A 12099-nucleotide genomic window follows, 5' to 3' on the forward strand; every position below is an offset into this window, starting at 1 on the left:
CGGTGTGCTCGCCTCCGCCGCCCTCGTGTTCGGCGTGGCCGCCCCGGGCGCCGCCGACCCCAAACCGACGGCGAAGCAGCTCAAGCAGGAGCTGTCGGACCTGCGGAAGAGGATCGACCGGCTGATCGCCGACTACAACGCCAAACGAGTCGCGCTCGCCGAGGCCCGCGTCGAGGAGAAGGCCGCGCGCGGGCGGCTGGCCAAGGCGGAGGCCGATTACGAGGCCGCCAGGGACGCCGTACGGCAGATGGCCGGGCTGCGCTACCAGACCGACAGCTCGATGGCGCTGCCCGACATGAACACCGCCGCACTGAACTACCAGCTCAAAGAGGAGCAGGCCGCCAGGCTCGAGCACTTCGACCGGATCCGCGCCGAGCGGCAGCGGGCCGCGGACGCGGCCAAGACGCTCGCCGGACAGCTCAAGACGCAGGCCGCCGAGGTCGCCGCACAACGCGAGGACGCCGAGGACCTCATCGAGGAGATCAAGGACAAGCTCGACGCCCTCATCCCGATCGCCCCGGGCAGACGGGCCGGCGGTTCCTGGGCGCCGGAGCTGCCCGCCGGCTCCGACAACATCACCCCCCGCATGCGACTCATGCGCACCGAGGTCGGCAAGGCCTTCAACCTGCGGTTTCCGGTCGGCTGCTACCGCGCGGAGAACAGCGGCGAGCACCCCCTCGGACGCGCCTGCGACTTCATGATGAGCTCGGGCGGCGCCATGCCCTCCCCGGAGATGAAGGCGCTCGGCGACAGCCTGGCCGCCTGGGCCATCAAGAACGGGCCGAAGCTGGGCGTGATGTACGTGATCTGGCAGCAGCGCATCTACAACCTCGGCCACCCCGGCTGGCGGACCATGTCCGACCGCGGCGGAGTCACCGCCAACCACTACGACCACGTCCACATCTCGATGTACTAGGCCCGCAAGCCATCCGCCGGCCCCTTGGCCCGGGCGCTCTCGATGGCCGCGCGCGGCACGGTCGATAGCATCGACGGCCATGGCACCCGACTTCCGGCTCCGTCCGGCCGAACCGGCCGACTACGACCGCGTGATCGCCGTCGTGGACGACTGGTGGGGCCGTTCGATCCACGGGTCCCTGCCCCGCCTGTTCCTCGATCACTTCCATCGGACGAGCATCATCGCCGAGCACGACGAGCGGCTCGGCGGATTCCTCGTCGGCTTCCTGTCCCCCTCGATGCCGGACGCCGCCTACATCCACTTCGTCGGCGTCGATCCCCGTTTCCGCGGCAATGGCCTGGCCCGCCGTCTCTACCGTGGCTTCTTCGACATCGCCCAGGCCGGCCACCGCTCCGTGGTCCGGGCCATCACCTCCCCGCAGAACGACGCCTCGATCGCCTTCCACACGAAGATGGGGTTCACGGTCACTGGTCCCCACCCTGACTACGACGGGCCCTCAACCGACCGGATCCTCTTCGAACGCCGGCTCCCGACCATGTGAAGGGCTTGCTGAACGACTTCTCGCGCTCGGGGGGTAGGGCCGGCCACCTCGGCGAGCGAGGCGGCCGGGCCGTTCCGGGTCAGGCCGGGATCTGCTTCTCGTGCCAGGTGTAGTAGAGGTAGGTGCTGCCGGGCCCGGTCAGCGTGCCGTAGACCTGCCAGAAGGTGTTGGTGCCGGGCGAGAAGCGGAAGATCTTGTCCCCGGGCCGGTCGTCCACGATCACTCGCTGTGACCCGGTGGGCCCGATCCGGACCTCGATCGTGAACGTCTCGGTGTCGGGGATGTCGAGGCAGACCTCGTGCGTGTACGCCGTCGGACCGACGATGTTGTAGAGGCGATTGTCCACCGCCGGCGCCTCGACGTTGGTGGGGACGTATTTGTTGACGACATAGGTGTACCCGCCCGTGGAGCAGTCCACTGCGGATGTGTCCGCGGACGCGGCGCCGACGCCGGTGAGCGTGGCGCCGAGGACGCCGCTGGCGACGGCGAGAACGGAGATGGTGCGCTTCATGCCTCTCCTCATCCGTGCGGTGGCCCTTCACCCAAGTAGTTGAAGGGTGAATTGATTTTGATCACATCTGCCCCATATGCACAAGCCTGAGCAATGAACCGTTCATCTCTCAGTCAAGGCGGTCAGGTTCGGCCTCCACAGTCGATGAACGGCCTACTTGTCTCTGCGAGCGCCCGCGACCCGGAAGAGAACATCGTCTTCGCCGTTGACGATGTTTTATCAATGGACTAACTTCGTCTCTGCGAGAGACGGCACCGCAGCACCGCGCCCGCCTCGCCGGCTCCTGCCCACACATCCCGATCGTTCGGAAGGCGATGACGCATGCCCGGAATCGGCGGCGAGACCGCACCTGGATTCGAAGCAGTACGTGAGGCGTTCGCGGCGAATCTGTCCGGCGGGCAGGAGGTGGGGGCCGCGGTCGCCGTATACCTGCACGGCCGGAAGGTCGTCGACCTGTGGGGCGGGATCGCCGACCCCGGGACGGGCCGCCCCTGGGACCGTGACACCCTGGCGGTCGTGTTCTCCACCACCAAGGGGGTCACCGCCGCCTGCGCGCACCTGCTGGCCGAGCGGGGCGAACTGGACCTGGACGCACCCGTCGCCGGCTACTGGCCGGAGTTCGCGGCGAACGGCAAGGGCCGGATCCCGGTGCGCTGGCTGCTCACCCACCAGGCCGGGCTGCCCGCGATCGACAACCCGATCACCCCGGCCGAGGCGATCGCCTGGGACCCGATGGTGACCGCGCTGGCCGCCCAGCGGCCGTTCTGGGAGCCGGGCACCGAGCACGGCTACCACGCGCACACGTACGGCTGGCTGGTCGGCGAGGTGGTCCGCCGGGTGACGGGCCGCAGCCTCGGTGCCTTCCTCGCCGAGGAGATCGCCGCACCGCTCGGCCTCGATCTTTGGATCGGGCTGCCGGAATCCGAGCAGCACCGGGTCAGCCGGATCGTCACGACCCCGATCGACCTCGGCGCGCTGACGGGGATCGACCTGGACGCCCTTCCCGAGTCCGCGCGCGAGGTGATGCGCGCCTATGCCGATCCCACATCGCTGACCATGCGGGCGATGACCGTCGTCACCCCTCTGCTGAACCACGACGACCCCGCCGAGCAGCTCGCCGAGATGCCCGCGACCAACGGCATCTGCACCGCCCGCGCGCTGGCCCGCTTCTACGCGGCCCTGATCGGCGAGGTCGACGGGCATCGCATCCTGTCCCCCGCCACTGTGGCGGCGGCGACCGCGGAACAGGCCGGCGGCGTGGACCGCGTCCTGCGCGTGCCCGTCCGGATCGCCACCGGTTTCGGCCTGCCCACCCCCGACGCCTTCTGGTACAGCCCGGCCGCCTTCGGGTTCCCCGGCTACGGCGGATCGCTCGGCTTCGCCGACCCGGCGTCCGGCCTCGCCTTCGGCTACGTCATGAACCGCGTTCGGGAGGGCGAGCCGGACAGCAGAGCCGCCACGCTCCTCGACGCGGTCCGCAGCGCGATCTGAGGCGGCGTTGGCGCGATACCGCGTGAGCCGGGCAGTATGCCGGGATGACCGACACACGTATCGATCCCCCTGTCGCCGCGGACGAGCGCACGATGCTGCGCTCCTGGCTGGACTGGCACCGTGAGACCCTCGCCGTGAAGTGCGAGGGCCTGACGGAGGAGCAGCTGCGGCTGCGCTCGGTGCCGCCCTCCAGCATGTCGCTGCTCGGCCTCGTCCGGCACATGGCCGACGTCGAGCGATCCTGGTTCCGGCGGCGGCTCAACGGCGAGGACCTGGAGGGCATCTACTACAGCGCCGACGACCCGGACGGCGAGTTCGACAACGTGGACACCGCGTCCGCCGAGGAGGCCTTCGCGACCTGGCGCGCGGAGGTCGAGCACGCGCGGGCGGCCGAAGAGGCCTGCGCCGACCTGGACGCCATGACGAAGACGGCCCGTGAGGGCGTCCACTACTCGCTGCGCTGGATCATGTGCCACATGATCGAGGAGTACGCCCGCCACAACGGCCACGCCGATCTGCTGCGCGAGCGCGTCGACGGCGCGACAGGCGAGTAGCCCGCCGCCCGGCGGGCTCAGCCGGACAGGCGGACCGGGTTGACGAGGTCGGCGTAGATGAGAAGGCCGCCCATGACGACCAGCAGGGCCGCCATGACGTACGTCAGCGGGAGCGCCTTGGCCACGTCCACGTAACCGGGGGCGGGCCGGCGGCGCACCCGCGCGAAGGCCCGCTTGAGGCCCTCCCAGAGCCCGCCGGCGATGTGCCCGCCGTCCAGCGGCAGCAGCGGGATCAGGTTGAACATGCCCACCGCGAGGTTCAGCGCGGCCAGCAGGTTGATGAAGATTTCGATCTTGTTCTCGACCGGGAGGTCCGAGGCGGCGATCTCACCGCCGATCCGGCCCGCCCCCACGATGCCGATCGGCCCGTTCGGGTCGCGCTTGTCTCCCGAGAACGCGGCGTTCCACACGCCGACCATCTTCTTGGGGATGTTGACCATCGCGACGGCGGTGCGCTCGGTCAGGTCCCACATCTGCCCGACGACGTAGCCGGGGCCCTTCTTCACCACGACGGTGGTCGGGCTCACGCCCAGGAAGCCGACGTTCTTGTCGATCTTGTCGGGGTCGGTCAGCGAGGGCATGTCCTGCGCGATCAGGTCGACCCGCACGTCGGTCCGCTGCCCGTTCCGTTCGATGCCGAGCGTCGTCGCCCCCGCGCCGTGCTCCCGGATCAGCCGCTGCGCCGCCTCCCAATCGGCGGCCGCAGTGCCGCCGACGGCGACGATGTGGTCGCCGGGCCGCAGACCGGCCTTGGCGGCGGGCGTCAGCGGGTCGCTGTCCCGGCAGTCGCGGTGCCCCGCCTCGGCGGCGGGGATGGCGCATTTGGACACCGAGGACACGACAGGCGTCAACTCGCGCACGCCGAACCCCATCATCACGACCGCGAACAGCACGAACGCCAGCACGAAGTTCATCGCCGGGCCGCCGGTCATGATGATGACCTTCTGCCACCAGGGCTTGCGGTAGAAGACCCGGTTCTCGTCGCCCGGCCGGATCTCCTCCGAGGCGACGGCCCGCGCGTTCTCGATGAGCCCCTGCCAGGGGCCCGTGGAGACGCTGCGCAGCTTGCCCGGCTCGTCGGAGGCACGCGGCGGGAGCATGCCGATCATGCGGATGTAGCCGCCGAGCGGGATCCACTTCACGCCGTACTCGGTCTCGCCCCGCCTGCGCGACCACATCGTGGGCCCGAAACCCACCATGTACTGGGTCACGCGGACGCCGAAGAGCTTGGCGGGCACGAGGTGCCCGATCTCGTGAAGCGCGATGGAGACCAGCAGACCGACGAAGAGGATCACGAACCCGGCCACGAAGAGCCAGCTCATCAGCGCGTACCCCCGAGGTGGAGAAGGTGCCCTGGCAGACGAAGCACCTTTCGAGCGTAGCCCACCCGCGCAAAAGCGAAGACTTTTCCGACGCGGGTTCGGCTTGCCCGGCCATGACCGATTAGGGACACTTCGTTGACAGTACGCAATTGGTCGATCACCCTTTGAGAGACGTCCAGAGGGGAGCATCTTGATCCGGATCCTGGTGGCCGAGCATCTTCCGTTGGTACGGCGTGGCCTGGTCGCGTCCCTCGACGGGGAGGACGACCTGCGGGTGGTCGCGGACGTCGGGTCGGGCGAGGACATCGTGCCCGCGGCCCTGGACGTGCGGCCGGACGCCGCCGTCATCGACGCGGACCTGCCCGGCGTGGACGGGCTCAGCGCGGCGGCACGGCTCGGTGAGAAGGTGCCGCGCTGCCGGGTGATGCTGCTGTCGGCGCAGCCGAGCCCGGGTCACGTGAAGCGGGCCTTCGCGGCGGGCGTCCTGGGCTACCTGAGCATCGAGGTGGGCCCCGAGCAGCTCGCCGACGGCATCCGCCGGATCACCGCCGGGCGCCGGGTCGTCGACTCCGAGCTGGCGGTCGCCGCGCTGGAGGCCGCCGACTGCCCGCTGACGCCGCGGGAGCACGACGTGCTGCGGCTCGCGGCGGGAGGCGCGCGCCCGAAGGAGATCGCCGCGGACCTGGGCCTGTCCGTCGGCACCGTGCGCAACCACCTGTCGCGCATCCTCGTCAAGACCGGGGCGCGCAGCCGTGTGGACGCCGTCCGCATCGCCACCGACTCCGGCTGGCTGTAGGAACTCAGGGGCGCCAGATCAGGACGAGCGCGCAGTCGTCGTTGTGGCCGGAGGACATCGACTGGACGAGCTGCCGGGCCTTGTCCCGGAACCCCGACGGCAGCAGCCGCTCGGCCTCTCCCAGCAACCGGTCGAGCCCGGCGTCGATGTCCCGGCCGGGCTGTTCGATCAGCCCGTCGGTGAACAGCATGAGCGCGTCGCCCCTGCGCAGCACCCCGCTGTCGGTCTCGCAGGCCAGGTCCGGAACCACGCCGAGCACGACGCCCTTCGCCGTGGACACCCGCCACGTGCCCGACCCGGCGTCGAACCGGACCACCGGCGGGTGTCCGGCCGAGGTGATGGTGTAGGCGCCCGTGGACAGGTCGAGGTCGAGGTGGACGGCGGTGACGAACCCCTCGTCGCCGAGCTGGCGGTGCAGGTAGGAGTTGCACGCGACGAGGAAGTCGTCCACCGAGCCGAGCAGCCCGCCGAAGGTGCCCGACAGCATGAGCGCGCGGGTGCCCGCGTCCACGCCCTTGCCGGACACGTCGACGACCGCGACCTGGACCCGGTCGCCCTCCCGCATCGAGACGACGAAGTCGCCGCCGAACGAGGATCCCCCGGCCTGCTTGAGCACCACCTTGCCGCCCCAGTCCTTGGGCAGCGAGGGCAGCTCGCTCTGCCGCTTGAGCCGGTCGCGCAGCTCCAGCAGCATCGCGTCGCCGCGCAGGCCCTGGACGCCGAGCTTGCCCCGGGTCCGGGCCATCGTCCACGCCAGCGCGGCGGTGAAGGCCATCGTGATCAGCAGGCCGGGCCCGACGCTGGGCACCCCCGTGATCGGTCCCATGTACGTCAGGGAGGCCACGACCACGCACAGCAGGATCGCGAGGCTGCGCAGCCGGAGCTGGAGACCGCCGATCAGGGTGAAGAGGATCAGCAGCGAGGGCGAGAACCAGTACGCCGACACCTCCGCGTCGAGCACGCCGACCACGATGGTGAGCACGGCGAGAGCGATGAGGAGGTACCGGTCCCTCGACCAGACTTTCCTGACGAAACGAACCAACGGCACCAGGAGCGGTACGCGCGCCAGGAGCGCGCGCAGCCGAGGAGGGATCAGCGGCGCCGGTCGGGAAGTCATGATGGCCTCGACTGTATCCGGACAGCCCAGGTGGCGGCACCTGCTTGACCAAGGTCTAGATCACGCGGCACGGATATTGGGTCGCCCCGCGCGGCGGCCCGCTTCTACGGTGTTTCGATGAGCATCGCCGTCCGCCCCATCAAGGAAGCCGAGTGGCCGGCTTTCGTGGCCGTCGCCTACGAGGCGTTCAGCTCCACCTATCCACTGGAGATCACCGACCGCTGGCGCGAGATCATGGAGATCGACCGCCTGGTGTCCGCCTTCGACGGCGACCTGGCGGCCGGCTGCGCCGGCGCGCTGTCCTTCCGGATGACGGTTCCCGGCGGCCCGATCCCCGTCGCCGGGGTCACGTCGGTGGGCGTGCTCCCCTCACACCGCCGGCAGGGCGTGCTGACCGCGCTGATGACCCACCAGCTGCACGACCTGCACGACAGCGGGCGCGAGGCCGTCGCCGCGCTCTACGCCAGCGAGGCCGGCATCTACGGCCGCTTCGGGTACGGCAGGGCCGCCGACGCCCTGTCCTTCCGCATCCCCACCCACGGCTCGGCCTTCACCCGCTCGGCCCCCGCCGATCCCGCGCTGCGTCTCCGGGTGGCCAGGCCCGCGGACGAGCTCGCCAGGCTCCGCCGGGTCTACGACGCCGTACAGCCCGGCCGTCCCGGCCTGTACGGGCGTTCGGAGGCGTACTGGCGGGCCGAGATCCTCCCGGACACCGACCACGACCGGGGCGGGATGGGCCCGCTGCGCTGCCTGATCGCGGAGGACGCGTCGGGGCCCCGCGGCTACGCGCTGTTCCGGGCGAGGTCCGGCTGGAACGAGCACAACGTGTCGGACGGGGAGGTCCGGCTCCTGGAGCTGCACGCCGTCGATCCCGCGGCGTACGCGCTGGCCTGGCGCGGCGTCCTCGACCGCGACCTGTGCGCGGTCGTCCACGCCGAGCGGCGCCCGCTGGACGACCCGATCATGCACCTGCTGGCCGAGCCCCGCCGGCTCAACGCGGTCTGGATCGACGATTTGTGGGTCCGTCTCGTGGATGTGGACCGGGCCCTGGCCGCCCGCGCCTACGCCGCCCCCGCCGACCTCGTCGTCGAGGTGGAGGACGAGGTCTGCCCGTGGAACGCCGGGCGCTGGCGGCTGAAGGTCGCCGGCGGGGAGGGGACGTGCGAGCGGAGCGAGGCGCCCGCGGACCTCACGCTGCCGGTCGGCGTGCTGGGCGCGGCGTACCTGGGCGGGCGGCCTCTCGGTGCGGCGGCGGACGCCGGGCTGGTGCGGGAGCACCGAGCGGGCGCCCTGCGCGAGCTGTCGGCCGCGATGGCATGGGACCCGGCGCCGTGGGGCTGCCGGGTGTTCTGAAACGCGCCGCGGACAACCGGCGCGTAGGCTTCGGGCATGGCGCTGCAGAGTTTGCAGATCACCGCGATCACGGCCATGCGGGCCCGGGACGTGTCCCGGCCGACGCCGGAGCAGCTGGAGGCCGCCGACCAGCGGCCGCTGCGGGACGAGACGCCCCGGCGGGAGCCCCGCCGGGGCCGGGACGGCAGAGGGACTCAGGCGGGCAGCGGCGGCAGTTCGCCGGTGGTCTCGTAGTCGGCGAGCTGGCGGATCCGCCGGGCGTGCCGCTCGGCCCCGGAGAACGGCGTGGCCAGGAAGAGCCCGACGAACCGGGCGGCCTCCTCCGGCGTGTGCTGCCGGGCGCCCAGGCTGATCACGTTGGCGTCGTTGTGCTCGCGGGCCAGCTTGGCCGTGTCCTCGTTCCAGGCGAGGGCCGCGCGCACCCCCCGCACCTTGTTGGCGGCGATCTGCTCGCCGTTCCCCGAGCCGCCGATCACCACTCCGAGGCTGCCCGCGTCGCCTGCCACGCCCTGAGCGGCGCGCAGCACGAACGGCGGGTAGTCGTCCTCGGCGTCGTAGACGTGGGGCCCGCAGTCCTCCACCTCGTGGCCCTGCTCCTTCAGCCAGGAGACCAGGTGATTCTTCAGCTCGTAGCCGGCATGGTCGGCACCGATGTAGACACGCACGGCACAAGTTTCCCAGAAGGCCTCTGGCGGACACGACCCCGGGCTCCACTAAAGTAATAGCCAAGACGGGTATCCGTCCCTTACACCTCCGGCCTGACAGGAGTGTCATGCGCGAGCTGCGTTACGTCGGCGACCCGGTCCTGCGCACCCCCGCGGAACCGGTGACGGACTTCGACCGCGAACTGCGCCGGCTGATCGACGAGATGTTCGCCGTCATGTACCAGGCCGACGGCGTGGGGCTGGCCGGGCCGCAGATCGGCGTGGGCCGCCGGCTGTTCGTCTACGACATCAGCAACCGCAAGGGCCACGTGATCAACCCGGAGCTCACGATCGACGACGCCGAGCAGGTCGTCGAGGAGGAGGGCTGCCTGTCGGTGCCCGGCAAGGAGACCGGCAAGCCGTTGTACGCCCCGACCGCCCGCGCCGCCGGGGTCACCCTGCGCGGGGTCGACAAGCTCGGCAGGCCCGTCTCCGTCAAGGCCCGCGGCATGCTCGCCCGGTGCTTCCAGCACGAGTTCGACCACCTCGAAGGCACGCTGTACGTCGACCGGCTGGGCAAGGACGAGCGCCGCAAGATCCTCCTGCAGGCGCCCTGACTCAGAGCTGGATGGCCTTGACCTCCAGGAACTCCTCCAGGCCGAACTCGCCGAGCTCGCGGCCGATCCCCGAGTGCTTGTAGCCGCCGAACGGCGCCATCGTGTTGAACCGGCCGCCGTTGACGGCCACCTGCCCGGTGCGCAGGCGGCGCGCGACCGCGAGCGCCCTGTCCTCGGTGCCCGCCCACACCGCTCCCGACAGCCCGTACGGCGTGCCGTTGGCGATCTCGACGGCCTCGTTCTCCGACGAGAACGGGACGATCGACAGCACCGGGCCGAAGATCTCCTCCTGCTCGACGGACATGCCGGGCGAGACGCCCGCGAAGATCGTGGGCTCGACGTAGTAGCCGCGTTCCATCGGGTTGTCGGGCCCGCCGAGCACGAGGCGGGCGCCCTCCTCCTGGCCGCGGTTGATGTACCTGACGACCCGGTCGCGCTGGGCGGCGGACACCAGCGGGCCCAGACGGGTGCCCTCGGCGAACGGATCGCCCGGGACGTAGGCGCCGGCCGCCTCGACAGCGAGCCGTACGGCGTCGTCGTACTGGTCCCAGTGGACCAGCATCCGGGTCAGCGCCGAGCAGGTCTGGCCCGAGTTGAGGTACGCCCCGGCGACCCCGTTCCTCACCGCCTTCTCCAGGTCGGCGTCGGGCAGGATGATGTTCGCGGACTTGCCGCCGAGCTCCAGGGCCACCCGCTTGACCGTCTCGGCCGCGAGGGCCGCGACCCGGCGGCCGGCCCTCGTGGACCCAGTGAACGACACCATGTCGACGTCCGGATGGGCCGCGATGGCCTCGCCGACCACCGGCCCGTGGCCGCTGACCATGTTGAACACGCCGGGCGGCAGCCCTACCTCGTGGAGGATGTCGGCCAGCGCGTACGCCGCGAGCGGCGCGACCTCGCTCGGCTTGAGCACCACCGTGCAGCCCGCGGCCAGCGCCGGGGCCACCTTGCACACGACCTGGTGGAGCGGGTAGTTCCACGGCGTGATCGCGCCCACCACGCCCACGGGCTCGCGCACGATCAGCGAGTTGCCCACACGGCCGGCGTCGAACTCGTACCTCTTGGCGAGGTCGGCGTAGAAGGCCAGCACCTCGGCGGGCATCAGCGTCTGCACTTTCAGCGCGAGCGTGAGCGGCGCCCCCATGTCGGTGGCGATGGTCGCCGCGATCTCCTGGGCGCGTTCCTTGAGCAGCCCGGCCGCCGCCCCCAGGAACGCGGCGCGTTCGGCCGGCTCCAGGGCCGACCAGGAGGGGAAGGCGGCACGGGCGGCGGCGACGGCGGACTCGACGTCGGCGGGCGACCCCGCGGGCACCCGGTCCACGATCTCCTCGGTCGCGGGGTTGACGACGTCGACGGCCTCGCGCGAGGCGGACGGGACCCAGGCTCCGTTCACGTAGAGGTGACGCATGTCACTCATCCTTGCGCCTCGGCTGTCAGATGGCGAGCCTTCCGGCCGAAACCTTTCCGATCGATTCGCGAGCCGGTGAAGGAGCCTGTCAGCGTCAGGTGAAGATCGGGTCGCGGGTCCGGGACCGCTTCAGCTCGAAGAAGCCGTCGGTGCCGGCGACGAGCAGGACCCCGTCCCACAGCCGGGCGGCGGCCTCGCCCCTCGGGATCGGCGACACGACGGGACCGAAGAACGCCGTGCCCTCGACGGCGATGACCGGCGTGCCCACCTCCTGGCCGACCAGGTCGATGCCCTCGCCGTGCGAGCGCCGGATCGCCTCGTCGTACTCGTCCGAGTCGTGCGCGGCGACCAGTGCGGAGTCGAGCCCCGCGGCGGTGAGGGCCTCGGCGAGCGTGGCCCGGTCGCGCTCGCGCCCCTCGTCGTGGAAGCGCCGGCCGATCTCGGTGTAGAGGTCGCCGAGGACCTCCTCGCCGTACTTGTCCGCCGCGGCGGCGAGCACCCGTACGGCGCCGAGCGTCTGCCCGACCCGCTCGCGGTAGTCGGCGGGGATGTCCTTGTCCTCGTTCAGCACCGCCAGGCTCATGATGTGCCAGCGCACGTCGATGGGCCGGAGCGCGGCCACCTCGTGGATCCAGCGCGAGGTGATCCACGCCCAGGGGCAGGCGGGGTCGAACCAGAAATCGACAAGCTTTCGGTCGGACACTGTGACACCCTCTCGAACGGACTATGGTTCCTGCGGTCGTCAACCCGGGCAGGAAATCTCCTATTCCAGGTAGGAGCGATCTCGAATCCGCGATGTCCCCGCGGCGTGGCAGGATTCATCCATTCC

The 12099-nt window shown here is 70.9% G+C and carries 14 protein-coding genes; 8 read left to right on the plus strand and 6 right to left on the minus strand.

From position 1 onward, the window contains the following. The first annotated feature begins 4 nt into the window (after positions 1–4). Both AAH991_RS29345 and AAH991_RS29350 read left to right on the plus strand, forming a co-directional pair. Positions 5–916: a coiled-coil domain-containing protein gene (locus AAH991_RS29345; RefSeq protein ID WP_346229159.1), complete on the plus strand. Its 912-nt coding sequence runs from the start codon at positions 5–7 to the stop codon at positions 914–916. A gap of 79 nt (positions 917–995) precedes the next feature. Beyond that, entirely contained in the window at positions 996–1457 is a 462-nt protein-coding gene (locus AAH991_RS29350) for a GNAT family N-acetyltransferase (protein WP_346229160.1), read from the plus strand. 79 nt (positions 1458–1536) lie between these two features. Here the strand turns inward: AAH991_RS29350 and AAH991_RS29355 are convergent, their stop codons facing one another. Then, positions 1537–1968: a hypothetical protein gene (locus tag AAH991_RS29355; RefSeq protein WP_346229161.1), complete on the minus strand. Its 432-nt coding sequence runs from the start codon at positions 1966–1968 to the stop codon at positions 1537–1539. 321 nt (positions 1969–2289) lie between these two features. On the opposite strand from AAH991_RS29355, the gene AAH991_RS29360 reads away from it, so the two are divergent. Beyond that, entirely contained in the window at positions 2290–3459 is a 1170-nt protein-coding gene (locus AAH991_RS29360; RefSeq protein ID WP_346229162.1) for a serine hydrolase domain-containing protein, read from the plus strand. 44 nt (positions 3460–3503) lie between these two features. Further along, positions 3504–4013 carry a DinB family protein gene (locus AAH991_RS29365; protein ID WP_346229163.1) on the plus strand — a complete coding sequence of 170 codons (510 nt, stop codon included), beginning with the start codon at positions 3504–3506 and terminating at the stop codon, positions 4011–4013. Between the two features lie 17 nt (positions 4014–4030). On the opposite strand, the gene AAH991_RS29370 is transcribed toward AAH991_RS29365, so the two are convergent. Then, the gene (locus AAH991_RS29370) at positions 4031–5335 is read right to left on the minus strand and encodes a M50 family metallopeptidase (protein WP_346229164.1); all 1305 of its coding nucleotides are present in this window, start codon (positions 5333–5335) and stop codon (positions 4031–4033) included. Positions 5336–5525: 190 nt separating this feature from the next. Between AAH991_RS29370 and AAH991_RS29375 the strand changes: the two genes are divergently transcribed. Continuing rightward, positions 5526–6131 (plus strand): response regulator transcription factor, encoded by a 606-nt coding sequence (locus AAH991_RS29375; protein WP_346229165.1) that lies wholly within the window; start codon positions 5526–5528, stop codon positions 6129–6131. A 4-nt stretch (positions 6132–6135) separates the two neighbouring features. Here AAH991_RS29375 and AAH991_RS29380 read toward each other — a convergent pair whose 3' ends face one another. Further along, positions 6136–7248, minus strand: coding sequence for a PP2C family protein-serine/threonine phosphatase (locus tag AAH991_RS29380; RefSeq protein ID WP_346229166.1), 1113 nt, complete (start codon positions 7246–7248; stop codon positions 6136–6138). Between the two features lie 117 nt (positions 7249–7365). Between AAH991_RS29380 and AAH991_RS29385 the strand changes: the two genes are divergently transcribed. Continuing rightward, the gene (locus tag AAH991_RS29385; protein WP_346229167.1) at positions 7366–8601 is read left to right on the plus strand and encodes a GNAT family N-acetyltransferase; all 1236 of its coding nucleotides are present in this window, start codon (positions 7366–7368) and stop codon (positions 8599–8601) included. Between the two features lie 36 nt (positions 8602–8637). Continuing rightward, positions 8638–8835, plus strand: a complete 198-nt coding sequence (locus AAH991_RS29390; protein ID WP_346229168.1) for a hypothetical protein — start codon at positions 8638–8640, stop codon at positions 8833–8835. Here AAH991_RS29390 and AAH991_RS29395 read toward each other — a convergent pair. Continuing rightward, positions 8796–9266 carry a ribose-5-phosphate isomerase gene (locus AAH991_RS29395; RefSeq protein WP_139576480.1) on the minus strand — a complete coding sequence of 157 codons (471 nt, stop codon included), beginning with the start codon at positions 9264–9266 and terminating at the stop codon, positions 8796–8798. The genes AAH991_RS29390 and AAH991_RS29395 overlap by 40 nt on opposite strands. A gap of 107 nt (positions 9267–9373) precedes the next feature. Between AAH991_RS29395 and def the strand changes: the two genes are divergently transcribed. Then, complete coding sequence (gene def, locus AAH991_RS29400) at positions 9374–9862, plus strand: peptide deformylase (RefSeq protein WP_346229169.1); 489 nt, start codon at positions 9374–9376, stop codon at positions 9860–9862. A gap of 1 nt (position 9863) precedes the next feature. Here the strand turns inward: def and AAH991_RS29405 are convergent, their stop codons facing one another. Both AAH991_RS29405 and AAH991_RS29410 read right to left on the minus strand, forming a co-directional pair. Beyond that, a complete protein-coding gene (locus AAH991_RS29405) occupies positions 9864–11270 on the minus strand; it encodes an aldehyde dehydrogenase family protein (RefSeq protein ID WP_346229170.1) in 1407 nt (468 codons plus the stop codon). A 94-nt stretch (positions 11271–11364) separates the two neighbouring features. Then, positions 11365–11973, minus strand: a complete 609-nt coding sequence (locus AAH991_RS29410; RefSeq protein ID WP_346229171.1) for a mycothiol-dependent nitroreductase Rv2466c family protein — start codon at positions 11971–11973, stop codon at positions 11365–11367. Positions 11974–12099: the final 126 nt, after the last annotated feature.

The sequence above is a fragment of the Microbispora sp. ZYX-F-249 genome (assembly GCF_039649665.1).
GTDB classification, from domain to species: domain Bacteria; phylum Actinomycetota; class Actinomycetes; order Streptosporangiales; family Streptosporangiaceae; genus Microbispora; species Microbispora maris.

Coding starts and splice junctions, on each gene's coding strand:
- AAH991_RS29350 (WP_346229160.1), top strand. CDS start 996: ATGGCACCCGACTTCCGGCTCCGTCCGGCCGAACCGGCCGACTACGAC.
- AAH991_RS29355 (WP_346229161.1), bottom strand. CDS start 1,968: ATGAAGCGCACCATCTCCGTTCTCGCCGTCGCCAGCGGCGTCCTCGGC.
- AAH991_RS29360 (WP_346229162.1), top strand. CDS start 2,290: ATGCCCGGAATCGGCGGCGAGACCGCACCTGGATTCGAAGCAGTACGT.
- AAH991_RS29365 (WP_346229163.1), top strand. CDS start 3,504: ATGACCGACACACGTATCGATCCCCCTGTCGCCGCGGACGAGCGCACG.
- AAH991_RS29370 (WP_346229164.1), bottom strand. CDS start 5,335: ATGAGCTGGCTCTTCGTGGCCGGGTTCGTGATCCTCTTCGTCGGTCTG.
- AAH991_RS29380 (WP_346229166.1), bottom strand. CDS start 7,248: ATGACTTCCCGACCGGCGCCGCTGATCCCTCCTCGGCTGCGCGCGCTC.
- AAH991_RS29385 (WP_346229167.1), top strand. CDS start 7,366: ATGAGCATCGCCGTCCGCCCCATCAAGGAAGCCGAGTGGCCGGCTTTC.
- AAH991_RS29390 (WP_346229168.1), top strand. CDS start 8,638: ATGGCGCTGCAGAGTTTGCAGATCACCGCGATCACGGCCATGCGGGCC.
- def (WP_346229169.1), top strand. CDS start 9,374: ATGCGCGAGCTGCGTTACGTCGGCGACCCGGTCCTGCGCACCCCCGCG.
- AAH991_RS29405 (WP_346229170.1), bottom strand. CDS start 11,270: ATGCGTCACCTCTACGTGAACGGAGCCTGGGTCCCGTCCGCCTCGCGC.